The sequence below is a fragment of the Sulfuricurvum sp. RIFCSPLOWO2_12_FULL_43_24 genome (assembly GCF_001829605.1).
Taxonomy (GTDB): Bacteria; Campylobacterota; Campylobacteria; order Campylobacterales; family Sulfurimonadaceae; genus Sulfuricurvum.
Genome location: NZ_MIBT01000119.1, coordinates 1 through 14,326 on the forward strand (window position 1 = coordinate 1; position 14,326 = coordinate 14,326).

General features: G+C 44.1%; 17 protein-coding genes and 1 pseudogene. 10 read left to right on the forward strand and 8 right to left on the reverse strand.

Going from position 1 to position 14,326, the window contains the following annotated elements; translation table 11 throughout:
* A pseudogene (locus A3G19_RS10945) lies at positions 1-939 on the reverse strand (protein translocase subunit SecD); the annotation flags it as partial.
* On the reverse strand, positions 929-1,195 hold the full coding sequence (gene yajC, locus A3G19_RS10950) for a preprotein translocase subunit YajC (protein WP_015652954.1): 267 nt from the start codon (positions 1,193-1,195) through the stop codon (positions 929-931). The gene yajC and the pseudogene A3G19_RS10945, both read right to left, overlap by 11 nt.
* A 69-nt stretch (positions 1,196-1,264) precedes the next feature.
* On the opposite strand from yajC, the gene A3G19_RS10955 reads away from it, so the two are divergent.
* Positions 1,265-2,482: an apolipoprotein N-acyltransferase gene (locus A3G19_RS10955; RefSeq protein WP_294872838.1), complete on the forward strand. Its 1,218-nt coding sequence runs from the start codon at positions 1,265-1,267 to the stop codon at positions 2,480-2,482.
* Between the two features lie 79 nt (positions 2,483-2,561).
* Here the strand turns inward: A3G19_RS10955 and A3G19_RS10960 are convergent, their stop codons facing one another.
* Entirely contained in the window at positions 2,562-4,019 is a 1,458-nt protein-coding gene (locus A3G19_RS10960; protein WP_294872840.1) for an acetyl-CoA carboxylase biotin carboxylase subunit, read from the reverse strand.
* A gap of 242 nt (positions 4,020-4,261) precedes the next feature.
* Here A3G19_RS10960 and cysK point away from each other — a divergent pair, with 242 nt between their 5' ends.
* From cysK to A3G19_RS10975, 3 genes are read left to right on the forward strand one after another with little or no spacing between them, the layout of a single operon-like run.
* Positions 4,262-5,185 (forward strand): cysteine synthase A, encoded by a 924-nt coding sequence (gene cysK, locus A3G19_RS10965; protein ID WP_015652951.1) that lies wholly within the window; start codon positions 4,262-4,264, stop codon positions 5,183-5,185.
* Positions 5,186-5,755 (forward strand): aminotransferase class IV family protein, encoded by a 570-nt coding sequence (locus A3G19_RS10970; RefSeq protein ID WP_015652950.1) that lies wholly within the window; start codon positions 5,186-5,188, stop codon positions 5,753-5,755.
* An 18-nt stretch (positions 5,756-5,773) separates the two neighbouring features.
* Positions 5,774-6,235 (forward strand): hypothetical protein, encoded by a 462-nt coding sequence (locus tag A3G19_RS10975; RefSeq protein ID WP_015652949.1) that lies wholly within the window; start codon positions 5,774-5,776, stop codon positions 6,233-6,235.
* Positions 6,236-6,245: 10 nt separating this feature from the next.
* Here the strand turns inward: A3G19_RS10975 and A3G19_RS10980 are convergent, their stop codons facing one another.
* Positions 6,246-7,145 carry a LysR family transcriptional regulator gene (locus A3G19_RS10980; RefSeq protein ID WP_015652948.1) on the reverse strand — a complete coding sequence of 300 codons (900 nt, stop codon included), beginning with the start codon at positions 7,143-7,145 and terminating at the stop codon, positions 6,246-6,248.
* Between the two features lie 163 nt (positions 7,146-7,308).
* Here A3G19_RS10980 and A3G19_RS10985 point away from each other — a divergent pair, with 163 nt between their 5' ends.
* Genes A3G19_RS10985 through A3G19_RS11010 form a run of 6 tightly spaced genes read left to right on the forward strand, consistent with a single transcriptional unit; the run spans position 7,309 to position 12,440 of the window.
* Entirely contained in the window at positions 7,309-9,357 is a 2,049-nt protein-coding gene (locus A3G19_RS10985) for a UvrD-helicase domain-containing protein (RefSeq protein ID WP_015652947.1), read from the forward strand.
* Complete coding sequence (truB, locus tag A3G19_RS10990) at positions 9,358-10,179, forward strand: tRNA pseudouridine(55) synthase TruB (RefSeq protein WP_015652946.1); 822 nt, start codon at positions 9,358-9,360, stop codon at positions 10,177-10,179.
* On the forward strand, positions 10,173-10,403 hold the full coding sequence (gene csrA / locus A3G19_RS10995; protein ID WP_015652945.1) for a carbon storage regulator CsrA: 231 nt from the start codon (positions 10,173-10,175) through the stop codon (positions 10,401-10,403). Before truB ends, csrA begins: the two co-directional genes overlap by 7 nt.
* Positions 10,400-11,176 (forward strand): 4-(cytidine 5'-diphospho)-2-C-methyl-D-erythritol kinase, encoded by a 777-nt coding sequence (locus A3G19_RS11000; protein WP_015652944.1) that lies wholly within the window; start codon positions 10,400-10,402, stop codon positions 11,174-11,176. The genes csrA and A3G19_RS11000 overlap by 4 nt, the downstream gene beginning before the upstream one ends.
* On the forward strand, positions 11,169-11,621 hold the full coding sequence (gene smpB, locus A3G19_RS11005; RefSeq protein WP_015652943.1) for an SsrA-binding protein SmpB: 453 nt from the start codon (positions 11,169-11,171) through the stop codon (positions 11,619-11,621). Before A3G19_RS11000 ends, smpB begins: the two co-directional genes overlap by 8 nt.
* 3 nt (positions 11,622-11,624) lie before the next feature.
* On the forward strand, positions 11,625-12,440 hold the full coding sequence (locus A3G19_RS11010; protein WP_015652942.1) for a CorA family divalent cation transporter: 816 nt from the start codon (positions 11,625-11,627) through the stop codon (positions 12,438-12,440).
* A 65-nt stretch (positions 12,441-12,505) separates the two neighbouring features.
* Here A3G19_RS11010 and rplS read toward each other — a convergent pair whose 3' ends face one another.
* Genes rplS through A3G19_RS11030 form a run of 4 tightly spaced genes read right to left on the reverse strand, consistent with a single transcriptional unit; the run spans position 12,506 to position 14,324 of the window.
* Positions 12,506-12,865 carry a 50S ribosomal protein L19 gene (gene rplS, locus A3G19_RS11015; RefSeq protein ID WP_015652941.1) on the reverse strand — a complete coding sequence of 120 codons (360 nt, stop codon included), beginning with the start codon at positions 12,863-12,865 and terminating at the stop codon, positions 12,506-12,508.
* Entirely contained in the window at positions 12,855-13,550 is a 696-nt protein-coding gene (gene trmD / locus A3G19_RS11020; RefSeq protein WP_015652940.1) for a tRNA (guanosine(37)-N1)-methyltransferase TrmD, read from the reverse strand. The genes rplS and trmD overlap by 11 nt, the downstream gene beginning before the upstream one ends.
* On the reverse strand, positions 13,550-14,104 hold the full coding sequence (gene rimM / locus A3G19_RS11025) for a ribosome maturation factor RimM (protein ID WP_041192378.1): 555 nt from the start codon (positions 14,102-14,104) through the stop codon (positions 13,550-13,552). The genes trmD and rimM overlap by 1 nt, the downstream gene beginning before the upstream one ends.
* On the reverse strand, positions 14,085-14,324 hold the full coding sequence (locus A3G19_RS11030; RefSeq protein ID WP_041192521.1) for a KH domain-containing protein: 240 nt from the start codon (positions 14,322-14,324) through the stop codon (positions 14,085-14,087). Before A3G19_RS11030 ends, rimM begins: the two co-directional genes overlap by 20 nt.
* Between the last annotated feature and the right edge of the window lie 2 nt (positions 14,325-14,326).

Sequence of the window (14,326 nt, forward strand, 5' to 3'; positions counted from 1 at the left end):
CGTATAGTTACCGCTGATTTGACCGCTTCCGCCGCCGATACGTTCATTAATGACCGGTGCTGAATAGACTTTTCCGTCCAACACGATTGCAAGGCGCTTACCGACACTTTTGCCGGTAAAGTCACCGAAAACCTGTGCACCGGCAGAATTGAGTGAAAAATTAATCACCGGACGATTGTTTTGATCGTATCCCACCTGTGCATCGGTCAGCATTGTCCCATCCAAAATAGGAATCTCATTAACCAGATGTTTGACATTCAGTTGCAACGCATCTTCGAGAATTTTGTCCCCGAAGCTCAGCGCTTCCGCATCGCTCATGTCATTTACACGCATTGAGCGATCTTCATCGACTGCCATGAGTTCAAGCTTCGCTGCACGGGAGATCAACTCACGTGCACGCTGCTCTTCTTGCGGTGTTTTGATCCCCGGAAGCTCCACGAGAATTTTATCAACCCCTTGACGTGCGACGACAGGCTCTGCCAAACCGAACTGATCGAGACGGTTACGAATCGTTTCAATCGCCTGATCCACCGATTGGGTCTTTAGCTTTTCAACCTCTTCGGGTTTAAACGAAACACTATACGCTGCACCGGAGAGTTTGACCGCTGTACCTTGAACGCTCTTTAAATGTTCATCAATCTTGGCAGCGTCTTCACTGTCCATGAGTTCAAAGACCACATGATCTCCCTCAACACTGAGACCGTCGAGTAAAATATCATTCTGTTCACTAAAGTGCTTTAGACCGGAGGCAACCGATTTGAGCTGAGAGTTAACCGCTTCTTCGGTTTTAACCCCCAAAAGAAGATGTAATCCACCCTGAAGATCGAGTCCAAGGGTAACTTTTGCACCATGTTCGCTTTGTGTGAGGGAAGGGACCGAAAAGATGATCCCGAAAAGAGCAGCCGCTATGAGTAAAATAACACGGAAATTAAACTTCATCCTCGTACTTTCTGGCTACTGCATCTTTAACGAGGCGCCCTTCGGTTTCATTGTTCATTTTAATCGTGAAATAGGTCTCTTCGACTTTTTTAATCTCAACGATCAATCCGCCGGTTGTGATAATCTTATCCCCTTTTGCGAGGGATTCAACCATCTCTTTGTGCTTTTTAGCCTGCTGGTTTTGGGGACGAATGATCACGAAGTACATAATAGCGATCAAAAAGACGAAAGGGAGAATTTGTGAAACAATTTCCATGGATATCCTTGGGTTATGTGAAATTGGGGCATTATACTGAAATGTGGCTAACAACGGTATAATTGCTCTATGAAATATCGATATACACCCTTTATGGAACTCCTTCTCGCCCCGTTGCTCATTGCCCTTTTTTTCTCCGCTTTTATTTACTGGGAACATTTCGCTCTCACATCCAAAGCACTCAACACGTTTTCAGGGTTAATTGCCCTCTATGCTCTCCTGCATGCCCCGAAGCGTACCGTACTCATCAGCGGATTTTGGATCGGACTGCTGTGGTGTTACTGGATCGGATTTAGTTTTCAATATTACGGTCTTGGATGGGCAACATGGCTGGTAGCTCTGGGATTTGGAATCGTCTATTCCCTCTATTACGGGACAATGGCCCTCACCTCCAATCCATTCATCCGGGCCCTCGTCTTGTTCGCTCTCACGTTTGTCTGGCCGATGGATTTCAACTGGATGCAGCCGGAACTTATTTTCGTCGAAAGTTATCTCGGATTTGCCAAATGGCAGTTTGCCCTTGTCCTCTTTTCTCTTGCACTCTCAGGATGGTTTAGCGGCTTCAAAAAACTCTTTCCTTTAATGCTGCTGCTGGGTGCCATCCAAACTTCGTACGCCACCCCGCCTCTTCCCGATGTCAAAATCAAGCTCGTCTCAACCGATATTTCTCAAGATTTCAAATGGCAAAATGAGCGCTTAGAGCAAACCCTCCAAGAAAATTTTGATGCCATCGATGATGCGATTGCTCAGGGGTACGATCTTGTCGTCCTCCCCGAATCGGCATTTCCTCTCTATATGAACGAATACGCCGTGATTTCCGAAGCACTCGCACAGCGCTCAATGCATATCGCCATACTCACCGGAACACTGCACAAAGAAGACGGTTTAAACTACAACGTATCTTACCTCTATAATGAAGGCAATGTCACCATCGCAAAAAAAACAATTCTCGTCCCCTTCGGCGAATACATACCGCTACCGGAGTTTTTACGCGGATGGGTCAATCGGGAGATTTTCGGCGGGGGGGCTGATTTCGTCACGGCCGAAAAACCGACCGATTTTAACGTTAAAGGGGCAACTTTTCGCAATGCCGTCTGCTACGAAGCGACACGCTCTGAACTCTACACTCCTGAAGTGCGCTACATAATTGCCGTCAGTAATAACGGATGGTTTAAACCCTCCATCGAGCCGACAGTACAAAATCTTCTGATTCGTTTTTATGCCCGTAAAAACAATACAATAGTGTTTCATGCGGCGAATGGCGGGGGAAGCGGGATAGTGTATTAAAAAATAATAGGGGAAAATAGCTGGTTTACTCTCAGGGGAAAAAGCTCCCGCTTGCGCGGGAATAAGGAACTTTTCGCTTTTAGTGGCGAACGTTGAGCTTGTTTTTGTTAATGGCTTCGATAACAGCAGTGATCTGTTTCATTTTCGTCTCTTCGTCGTCCATGTTGTGGATCGCATCAAGATTAAAACTTTGTAATTTTGTATCGAGGTAACCGGTATCAAGTTTACCATCGATAAAATCTTGGTCACGAACGATTTGACGGTGAAGAGGGATATTCGTCGGAACCCCCTCGATCAAGAACTCATCCAATGCACGAGTCGCTTTACGCACCGCATCTTCCCATGTCAACGCCGTAACAATCAATTTACCGATCATTGAATCGTAGTTTGAAGGGATTTGATAGTTGGTGTACGCCATAGAATCCAAACGCACCCCAGGGCCACCCGGTGCAAGATAGTTAGTGATAAGACCCGGAGATGGGACAAAGCCCATTTTAGGATTTTCGGCATTGATACGGAATTCGATTGCGTATCCACGAAATTTAATCTCTTCTTGCATGAAAATAAGTGGATCACCCTCTGCAATTTGGATCATACGTTGGATCAAATCGATTCCTGAGATCGCTTCCGTTACCGGATGTTCTACTTGAACACGGGTGTTCATCTCGATAAAGTAGATATTGTCATCTTGATCAACCAGATATTCGATTGTTCCGACACTCTCATAGCCGAGTTTGAACATCGCTTTGGTCGAAATACGGTAAAGCTCACGACGAGTCGCTTCATTCAACAATGGAGACGGTGCGATCTCGATCACTTTTTGGTGACGACGTTGGATAGAACAGTCACGGTCTCCGAGATGAACAACGTTACCGTATTTATCCGCAACGATTTGGATCTCGATGTGACGAGGATTTTTGAGATATTTTTCGATAAATGTTTCACCACGGCTAAAGAAACGCAACGCTTCGTTAGTTGCAGACTCGTACATCTCTTTAAAATCTTCCGCACGTTCAACGATACGCATACCGCGTCCGCCACCGCCGAAAGCCGCTTTGATGATAACAGGGAATCCGATGTCGATTGCAATCTTCTCAGCATCTTCGACGTTATCGATCGGCTCATCCGTACCCGGAAGCATCGGAACACCCACCGCACGCATCGCTACTTTTGACGCCATTTTATCCCCGAAAAGGGCGATATGTTCCGGTTTCGGACCAATGAAGATAATATCGTTATCGACACATGCTTGTGCGAATTCTGCACTCTCGGACAAAAAGCCGTATCCCGGATGGATCGCGTCACAATCAGCTTTTTTCGCCAAAGAGATAATACGATCATAATCAAGATACGCGGCAATTGGGTCACCCATGATCGGATAACACTCATCAGCTTTACGAACCCATACACCATTAACGTCTACTTCTGAAAAAACGACGACGCTTTTAATCCCCAACTCTTTACAGGCTCGAATAATGCGAAGTGCGATTTCACCACGGTTCGCGATCAATACTTTGCTGATCTTTTTAGTTTTCACGTATTCCCTCATTTGAATATCTTTAAGCGTCTTAGCCAGGCTAAATGGTTTAAAGATACCCGATATCTTGATTTAAAAATGAAATTATAGGATAAAACCACTGTATATGCAAAATTTTTTAATCTCTCGTAAAAATCCTCAATTTAAATAGAAGTTATTTACATCTATCCATACTGATTCACTAATGATTATTGGATTTTAAAAAATTTGCTATTATAATGGGTAAAAAACAGGGATACCACATGAAAATCGCGGCTAATATCACTGAACTCATCGGCAATACGCCACTTGTACGGCTCAATGCACCATCTGGCAGTAGCGGAGCAACCATTTTAGGAAAATGCGAATTTATGAATCCGACCAGTTCGGTCAAAGACCGTATCGGGTTTAACATGATTAAAACCGCAATGGAAGAAGGTCGCATCAACCAAGAGACCTTGATTATCGAGCCGACCAGCGGAAATACCGGTATCGCACTCGCCTCTATCTGTGCTGCTTTGAGGTTAAAACTCACCCTCACCATGCCTGAATCAATGTCAATCGAACGACGCAATCTTCTCAAAGCTCTCGGGGCAAATCTCGTCCTCACACCGGCAGCAGCAGGGATGAAAGGGGCTATTGATGAGGCCAATGCATTGGTTGCATCAACCCCTAATGCTATCGTTCTTCAACAATTTTCCAATCCTGCAAATCCTGCTATCCACCGTGTCACCACGGCTCAAGAAATTTTACGCGATACCGATGGAAATGTCGATATTTTTGTCGCTGCTATCGGAACCGGAGGGACAATTACCGGAACGGGGGAAGCACTCCGAGCCGCTTTGCCGAATATCCAAATCATTGCTGTAGAGCCCAAAGATTCCCCTGTCCTCTCAGGCGGAAAACCGGGGCCGCATAAGATTCAAGGGATCGGAGCGGGATTCGTCCCCGATGTACTCAACACAGCCATTTACAATGAAGTGATTATGGTGAGCAACGAAGATGCAATCGCAGCCTCCAAAGCACTCGCTAAAACGGAAGGGCTGCTCGTCGGTATCTCTGCGGGGGCTAATGTCCATGCCGCTGCGCTCATCGCTGCTCGCCCTGAAAATCGTGGCAAAACAATCGTCACTATTTTATGCGATACCGCAGAACGTTATCTCAGTACGCCGCTGTTTGAATCGTAAATGCTCTTAGAAACGATACGGTGCGAAGAGGGTCTGCCTCTTCACCTCTCCTATCATCAAAAGCGTTTAGAAAGTTCACTCCAATCTCTCGGCATCGATAAAAATTATGAGCTTAAAATATTGATAACACCTCCCGATCGTGGACTCTATCGATGCCGTTTTCTTTATGACGCAAACCACTATTCCATCGAGTTCATCCCCTATACACCCAAAAAAATCAGCTCTCTTAAGCTAATTCATGCCGATACCATTGAGTATCCCCTTAAATACGCACAGAGAGAAAATTTAAATAATCTGTATGAGAAGCGAGAGGATTGCGACGATGTTCTTATCGTGAAAAACGGCTTGCTTACCGACACTACGATCGCAAATATTGCCTTTTTCATTGATGGGAAATGGCTCACTCCGGACATCCCTTTGCTCAAGGGAACGACACGTGCAAGAATGATTGAAAAAGGGGTCGTTTATCCCGTATCCTTACGTGTATCTGATATTGCAAAAGCAACAAAGATAGCCCTTATGAATGCGATGATGGGATTCATTGAAGTCGAAAGTGGTATAATTACCTAAAAATACAGGTCTGTGATTATGTTATTCGATATTATCAAAAGTTCTTCATTCGCCCGTTTAATGGAAAACCATGTTCGGGATATGCTTATCTACCTTTTTGAAAATGACCAAAATTTCGGGATTTTATGTAAAATTGATCACGTTACGTTTGATCCCCCTCTCCCTCATCATCTAAGTGAAGAGTTTCGGGCAATGACCCTATTTTTTCTCGCGGGATACACGTTTGAAAGTGCCCGTATCGACAACGATATTTTGATTTTTGAAGCGGGATTTGGTCAAGAAAATATCGGCAGTTTTGTTTCCGTACCTCTTCTCTCAATTGTTCAGATCATCATTGATGATACCCCTGCATTTGTAAACCTTGCAATACCCCAAGAACAACATCCTATTATCAACATTGAAAAGCATGAAGGGGTTCAGAACTCTATGAGCGCATTGCTCGCGAATCCTGAGAATCAGAAGTTTTTGAAGAAAAAGTAACGGGTGAAGTTTATAACTTCAACCCTAATAGGTAAGTGACTACATTGTCAATAAACGCGTCATGTTTACGCTCTTTGCTGTAGACGATGTAGAATTTACGCTTGATTTTATAATTTTTAATCCGCGCTTCGAACAATCTCCCCTCTTCCACCTCATCACTGATTACATGACGAGAAATGACCGATACAACCGGACGTGCCGCATCTTTCGGTGAACGCATCAATGTCTCTTTAATCGCTGTCGAGCTGGCAACGACACCGATGACATTGAAGCCTGAACACTCTACCCCGATCTCTTCAAACACTTCTGCGGTCAATTTGCGTGTATGAGAATTTTCATCACGGCAGATCCAGTCGAATTTATACATATCTTCTTTACGAAGCTGTTTTGGGATCGGCTGATTGGAGAACATAACCAATTCATCTTCTTCCCATTCACGGTAAATTAATCCCTCTTTAAATACCGGTGATTCAATAAGGGCGATATCAATCTTTTTATCAATCAACTGATCTACAATTTCCTCTGAAAATGCAACACGGATGTGAACTTCGTTATTAATCTTCTCTTTGAGTTGACCCAAGTACGATGGCAATACATAGTTACCGATCGCATACGAAGCACCCACAATAAAAGTGAACTCTTTATTGATGATTTTAAGGAGCTCTTTTTCACTCGATTGGATCGCTTTTTCAAGCTTTATCGCAATACGGAAAAGATCTTCACCCTCTTTGGTTAACTTGATCCCGTTCTTTTTACGCTCTACCACACGAGTATCGAGGTAATCTTCGATAAATTTAATCTGCTGTGTTACGGCAGGCTGAGAAATACCGAGTTTCGCCGATGCTTTTGAAAAACTTTTCTCCCTAACGACCGTCAGAAAGGTCATGAGTTTTGCAAAATCTTTTAACATAATAATTCCTATAAGCTGAATGAATAGCAGTATTATAACCCAAAATTATAACCAATGCAAGAGTTGAACAGCATATTTTATTGCATTTGGATAAAGGAATTTAAAAAATAGAAAACTTGGGCTATAATAAATTAACTATTAATACGAGCAGGGCGATAACAGCATGGATGAAATTCTCTCAAATCTTAATGAAGCACAACGCAGTGCGGTGGAGCGGATTGACGGTCCTTTGCTCATTTTGGCAGGAGCAGGAAGCGGAAAAACCAAAACCATTACCACACGCCTTGCGTATCTGCTTGATCAAGTCGGAATTCCCGCAGGCAACACACTCACCCTCACTTTTACCAATAAAGCGGCCAAAGAGATGCGTGAGCGGGCGATGGGACTTATCGCCCAAAATTCCTATCCCCCTTTGCTTTGTACCTTTCATAAATTCGGCCTCCTTTTTCTCAAATTTCATATCCATTTGCTGGGACGTGCTAATAATTTTGTAGTTATCGATACCGATGACAAAAAGAAAATCATTAAAAAAATCAATGCTGATCTTCCCACTGCCCTGATCGCCAGTGAAATTTCCCGCTATAAGAATTCTCTCATCGATCCTGCCGAAGCGTACGCGCAAGCGGAACTTACGAACTACAAGCACATTGCTAAAATCTATGAAGAGTATGAAGCCTATCTGCTCAAAAATAATCTCGTCGATTTCGATGATTTGCTCTGCCTCACCTATAAGCTCCTCAATGAGAATCCCGATCTGTGTACTCAGACATCGGAAAAATATCGCTATATCATGATCGACGAATATCAAGACACCAATGAATTACAATTACGATTACTCCAAAAATTGTGCAGTACTCACAACAATCTCTGCGTCGTAGGGGACGATGATCAGAGTATCTACGGATGGCGGGGGGCGCATGTGCGAAATATCCTTGAGTTCGATCAGGATTTCGCCAATACGATGGTGGTCAAATTGGAGCACAACTACCGATCCACCCAGCCTATTCTCACGGTTGCCAATGCCCTCATCGAACATAACCGCTCAAGATTGGGTAAAACACTCATCGCAACCAAAGAGGGGGGAGAGGCGGTCCAAACCATCACCTCGAATGATGAGAGCGAAGAGTCCCAAAAAATTGCCAAGACAATCAAAACTCTTATCACCCAAGGAGTCCGCCCGAATGAAATCGCGGTACTTTATCGGATCAATGCCCTCAGCCGTTCTCTCGAAGAGGGACTAAACCGCGCCGGTGTCGCTTATAAGCTCGTCGGCGGTTTACGTTTCTATGACCGTGCCGAGATCAAAGATCTCATCAGTTATCTGCGTGTCATCACCAACGTTCATGATAATTTCTCTCTCAAGCGGATTATCAATAAACCTAAACGGGGTCTGGGAAAAGCGACGATTGATAAAATTGAGCTCTCTTCCATCGAAGCGGGTAAATCGATGTTTGAATTTATCTCTACCCTCAATGAGAGTGAGCTCGAATCGCTTGTACGGAAAAAAAGTGCCGGGGAGCTGCGTGATTTCGTCTCCGAAATTCTTGAACTTCGTCTCGTTGCAGAAGAGGCAATTTACCGTTTTATCGATCTGCTTGAAACACGTTTTAAAATCAAAGAGACCCTAAAAGGGCTCCCGGACGAAGCCGAAAAAATAGCCAATATCGATGAATTTTACGGTCTCTTTCGTGATTATGTCAAACAAAATCCTGACGCTTCATTGGCTGAGTTTCTCAACGACATCACCTTGCAAAGCGAACAAGATCAAGTGGAGGGCGAGAGTATCTATATCATGAGTATCCACGCTTCCAAAGGGCTGGAATTCGAGCACCTATTCGTTATCGGTATGGAGGAGGGATTTTTACCGCTTATCGGCGATGGGAGTGATCTCGAAGAAGAACGTCGTCTGGGGTATGTTGCTATCACCCGTGCCAAAAGCAATCTTACCCTCTCCAATGTCAACAGCCGCTTTTACAAAGGACGCCGTACCGATCTGCAAAAAAGCCGCTTCATCAACGAAGCGGGATTATGCGAAGGTTCCCTGATCTTGGAAAAAAATACCTCCTATAAAAAAGGGGACTTAATACGCCATAAAATCTTCGGTGCCGGACGGGTCGAAGGGGTTAGCAAAGCGGGACGCGAGTTTAAACTCAGTATCAATTTCGGCGGTAATAAACGGGATATTCTTGCCTCATTCGTGGAGAAACTTTAATTGAATCGTCTTTTCGTTGCCTATAAACCCTCTGGAATAAGTTCAAATCAGCTCTTAGGGAGACTTAAACGGCGTTACGGCGTCAAAAAAGCGGGCTACTCCGGTACATTAGATCCCTTTGCCAAAGGGGTGCTTATTATTGCATTCGGCAATCACGGACGATTGTTTCGATTTTTAAACAAAACCCCTAAGCGTTATCGAGCGACGCTTTGGCTTGGAGCCTATTCGCCGACTCTGGATATTGAAAAAATCGAGACGATAGACGAGACTCAGCCTCTCAGTGTAGAGCAGATTCAACCTATTTTAAACTCTTTAACCGGTGAGCTCACCTATCTACCGCCCAAATACAGCGCAAAGCGAATCGAAGGGCGCAGAGCTTATGAATTCGCCCGTGAAGGAAAAGAGGTTGATTTGCATGAAATCACCTCGACAATCTATAATCTTACCCTCATCCACTACACGCATCCCTTTCTTACCTTTGAAGCAACTGTTTCCGAGGGGAGCTATATCCGTTCACTCGGAGAAATGATTGCCAATCGCTTAGGTTGCAATGGTGCCCTTAGTGCATTAGAGCGGCTCAATGAAGGGCAATTTATCTACGAAAATGAAAAAGAGCTTGATCTTAAAACCTCTCTCGCTATTACCAAAAACCGCTATAATGGCACATTACAAACGGTTCTACTCGGTCAACCATTATCACGCGAAGATTTTGATATTAGCGACAATGGAACCTACTGGATCGACAACGGTGATACCATCTCGATTCTAGAGATTACCTCTGATGGCGTCCGTTATATTCTCAATAAGGTTGAAGCATGCTGATTCTCTCCCGCAGACCTGAAGAATCGATCATTATCGCCGATACAATCACCGTTAAAGTGGTCTCAATCGAAAAAGGGGTCGTAAAGCTAGGGATAGATGCCCCGCACAATATTCGGGTATTACGGAGTGAGCTTGTTCGCGCCGTCGAAGATTCAAACAAAGAGGCATCATCAGGTCATGATGAATCACTCCTGCAACAACTGGTACAAAAACTCAAATTATGATCCGTTACCGCGCCTACGCCAAAGTCAATATTTTTCTCAAAATCACCGGAATGAGGGGAGATTACCATACCCTAAGCTCACGTTTTATGCGGGTCAATCACCTTTTTGATACCCTTTGGTTTGAACCGAAATCGACTCCTGAATTTGAGATCCGAGGCAATTTTGATTGCGAAGTTCACTCTAATACCATCTATAAAGCCTATAAATATCTCCAATCCGTTACCCGCTCCGATAATCTTTCCTCTTTCTTTGAGAACCATGCCGTATGCGTTGAAAAAAACATCCCCTCTTTTGCAGGTTTAGGCGGAGGCAGTTCCGATGCCGCAACCTTTTTGCGGATGTGTAATGAGGAATTGGAGTTGGGGCTAACCGTCGAAGAACTTGCCGATATCGGTGCAAATGTCGGTGCCGATGTCCCCTTTTTCATTTACGGGTACGAGAGTGCCAACGTCAGCGGAATCGGAGAGATTGTCGAAAAATTCAATGAACCGTTGATCGATTTTGAAGTTATCACCCCCGACATACAGATCAGTACCCCAGCGGTGTACCGCTACTACCGTGAGCATCTCTATGCACCGATCGCTCCTGAAGAGGCGTCACGTCTCGAGTCCACCCCTTCACGTGCTATTCTTGCCGCTATGTGCCCTAAAGAGGCCAATGACCTTTATCGCTCCGCACTTGGATGTTATCCTGAACTAAGCGAAAAAAAGGGATGGTTTTTTTCCGGCAGCGGAAGCAGTTTTTTTAGAATTAAGGAGGATACCCATGGGTGAAAACATTGCCACCAATAAAAAAGCCTTTTTTGACTACTACATCGAAGAGAAATTCGAAGCGGGTTTAGTCCTCAAAGGCTCAGAAGTCAAAGCCCTCCGTGCCGCACGAGTCAATCTCAAAGACGGATTTATCAAAATCGTTCGCGGAGAAGCGTTCGTATTTGGTGTGCATATCGGGGTACTCGATACCACCCACCATTTTTACACTCACGAAGAACGTGGAAGCCGCAAATTACTGCTGCACAAGAAACAAATCGATAAGATGTTTAAAGCCGTCGAGAAAGAAGGGTTTACCCTTGTACCGCTGAGTATCTATTTCAACGATAAAAACCTTGCTAAAATGCAAGTTGCCATTGTAAAAGGGAAAAAACTCTATGATAAGCGTGACGATCTCAAAGAAAAAAGTCTCAAACGCGATATGGAAAGAGCCCTCAAAGGAGAATAACAGATGATACAGCTCCATGAACTTCATCTCAAAGACCTCCAAAATCCTATCCACCCATCTCTCTACGAAGTATACGGAGAATATCAAATCCTTATCCTTAGACTCCCTGAACTCTGGGAAGGGAAAGCCAATATTTTAGCCTTACGTTCAAATGAGTTTTGGAAGACCAAAGGGAGATTTTTTTCCTACCCCTTTGTTATTGTCCAAGACGAGATCTTCTATTATGATAGAAAACAGGGAGAACTGACTCGTTTTGAGAATGGCTTCAAAGATCTCTATCTTTTTCTGGATGAAAAAATCGATGCCTATATGGAAGATATCGAAATTGCGCACGATAAAATTGCTTTCATCGAAGAGAGTCTCTACAAAAAACAATCCTTTAATCCTATGGAACGATGGCATATCCTCAAAAAGGAACTCTCTCGCACCGAACGTGTCATCATCAAGGCGGTGGATATTTTCGAGCGCTTCGTCACTAAACACAACTTTTCAGAAACCGATCTACTGAATGAATTCAATGATTTACACGAACATCTGGAACGCTCACTCCGTTCGACCATCGCTGCCAATACACAGCTCGATGATATCTACCGCTATCATAATATCCAGACCAATGATCGCCTCAACCGCAGTATTTATCTTCTCACGATTATCTCTGTCATCTTTTTACCCCTTAATCTCGTTGTAGGATTTTTCGGGATGAATACCGGGGGATTGCCATTTCAACACACGTACGGAACCCTAGATGCTTTTATATCCATGATTGTTTTTGCGGCTTTATTAACAGCTGCGGTACTTTGGAAAATTAAAAAGTATTAGAGAGAAATTTGATACGATTGGAAAAAAGAAGAGAAGAAGAGGTGCCGCATAAAAGCGGCAGGGGATTATTTGCGACGAATTTCTTTAATACGTGCCGCTTTACCAGCAAGGTCACGAAGATAGAACAATTTCGCACGACGTACACGTCCACGGCGAAGAACTTCGATTTTCTCTAGGCTATCGCTGTAGATTGGGAATACACGCTCGATACCAACACCGTTAGCGCCGATTTTACGTACTGTGATAGTACGACCAGTACCTTCTCCACGGATAGAGATACAGATACCTTCATAATTTTGAACACGTGATTTTTCGCCCTCTGTAATGGTTACAGCAAGACGAAGTGTATCACCCGCGCGGAACTCAGGAACGTTTTTGTTAGCGATTTGTGCTTGCTCGAAACTTGCAATGTACTTATTTTTCATAAGATGTCCTTATTTTATGCTTTTGAAGCTGCTCCGGTCTGAAGTATTTTGTTTTGCATTCAGACAGAGACGATTTTAGTGCACGAATTTTACTGTGATTTCCCTTTAAGTATTCTGATGGAACACTCATATTCTCATAAACAGGGGGTTTTCCAAACGAAGGGGCTTCCAACAGTGGTGATTCGAAACTCTCATATTCCAATGATTCACTATTTCCCAAAACACCTTCGATGTTTCGAACGATGGCATCGGTCATCACAAGAGAGGGGAGTTCCCCTCCTGTGAGAACGTAATCGCCGATGCTGAACACTTCATCAGCGAAGCGTTCAACTACCCTCTCATCAATCCCCTCATACCGACCGCTCACAAAAACCACATGAGATTTCGATGAGAGACGCTTGGCATCGTTTTGGGTAAATTGTTTCCCGACGGGTGCGACAAAAATAATGTGAGATTCATCCGGCAGTGTTTGAAGAGTATCAAACAGCGGCTGAGGAGTCATTAACATCCCTGCCCCACCGCCTGCGGCAGTATCATCCACTTTATGATGCTTTGAGGTACTGAAATCTCTGGGATTAAGATAATCAACCGAAAATTTACCCGACTCAATACCCCGTTTTAGGATCGAGTCTTGAAAATATCCCTCGATCAGATTAGCAAAAATCGTTACATAGGTAAAACGCATTAGGATGCCTCTAACAGATCCAATCCGCCCTCTACGGTGATTATTTTAGCCGTTGCATCAGCATTTAAAACAAAATGATCGATGTATGGGATTAAAAAGGTAGCCGGAAGTCCTTTGGAAACAAACGATGCATCGGTTGTTACCAGCAGATAATCCAAAGGACCGATCCGTTCAATCTCTTGAACGCTTCCCAAAACTATTTCCCCTTCCATAACAGTGGAACCGAGCAGGTCAAACCAGAAAAACTCACCCTCTCTCAAGTTGCATCGCTCACGCGTCGCTTCAAAAGTGGTAAAAAGTTTCGTATTGGTCAGTGCTTTAGCCGCTTCAGGAGAATCGATCCCCTTGAGATGAACCAGTTCACGATCAGGGTTATAAGAAGAGAGAGTTATTTCTTTGCCGTTTTCCAAAATAAAGGAGGCATTAGCACTAAATTGTTCAGGGAAATCAGTGGAAAGATTGAGTTTCATATCCCCCTTTAAACCGACGACTCGGCCTAAAGTGGCAACATGAAGAAGATCTTTGGGGGGTGAATTACGAAAGCGGTTCGACATTGATTCGGTAACTTTTTCCGTCTTTGGCTTTGCAACCGGAAATGACGGTTTTGATCGCACCGATCATTTTGCCCTCTTTTCCGATTAGCTTGCCTACATCCGCCTGATTGGCGTACAAAATGATTTCGGTCACTTCGTCGCCTTCATTCGATTCTACCCGAATCTCTTCGGGATAAGACGCTATTAACTTAGCAAAACCTGCGACGAAGTCCGCAACCATCA

Excerpts from the sequence above, each read along its gene's own strand:
- A3G19_RS11000 (WP_015652944.1), top strand. The coding sequence starts at position 10,400 with ATGATCCGTTACCGCGCCTACGCCAAAGTCAATATTTTTCTCAAAATC.
- A3G19_RS10985 (WP_015652947.1), top strand. The coding sequence starts at position 7,309 with ATGGATGAAATTCTCTCAAATCTTAATGAAGCACAACGCAGTGCGGTG.
- yajC (WP_015652954.1), bottom strand. The coding sequence starts at position 1,195 with ATGGAAATTGTTTCACAAATTCTCCCTTTCGTCTTTTTGATCGCTATT.
- cysK (WP_015652951.1), top strand. The coding sequence starts at position 4,262 with ATGAAAATCGCGGCTAATATCACTGAACTCATCGGCAATACGCCACTT.
- rplS (WP_015652941.1), bottom strand. The coding sequence starts at position 12,865 with ATGAAAAATAAGTACATTGCAAGTTTCGAGCAAGCACAAATCGCTAAC.
- A3G19_RS11030 (WP_041192521.1), bottom strand. The coding sequence starts at position 14,324 with ATGGTTGCGGACTTCGTCGCAGGTTTTGCTAAGTTAATAGCGTCTTAT.
- csrA (WP_015652945.1), top strand. The coding sequence starts at position 10,173 with ATGCTGATTCTCTCCCGCAGACCTGAAGAATCGATCATTATCGCCGAT.
- rimM (WP_041192378.1), bottom strand. The coding sequence starts at position 14,104 with ATGTCGAACCGCTTTCGTAATTCACCCCCCAAAGATCTTCTTCATGTT.
- A3G19_RS11010 (WP_015652942.1), top strand. The coding sequence starts at position 11,625 with ATGATACAGCTCCATGAACTTCATCTCAAAGACCTCCAAAATCCTATC.
- A3G19_RS10955 (WP_294872838.1), top strand. The coding sequence starts at position 1,265 with ATGAAATATCGATATACACCCTTTATGGAACTCCTTCTCGCCCCGTTG.
- A3G19_RS10980 (WP_015652948.1), bottom strand. The coding sequence starts at position 7,145 with ATGTTAAAAGATTTTGCAAAACTCATGACCTTTCTGACGGTCGTTAGG.
- smpB (WP_015652943.1), top strand. The coding sequence starts at position 11,169 with ATGGGTGAAAACATTGCCACCAATAAAAAAGCCTTTTTTGACTACTAC.
- trmD (WP_015652940.1), bottom strand. The coding sequence starts at position 13,550 with ATGCGTTTTACCTATGTAACGATTTTTGCTAATCTGATCGAGGGATAT.
- A3G19_RS10975 (WP_015652949.1), top strand. The coding sequence starts at position 5,774 with ATGTTATTCGATATTATCAAAAGTTCTTCATTCGCCCGTTTAATGGAA.
- A3G19_RS10970 (WP_015652950.1), top strand. The coding sequence starts at position 5,186 with ATGCTCTTAGAAACGATACGGTGCGAAGAGGGTCTGCCTCTTCACCTC.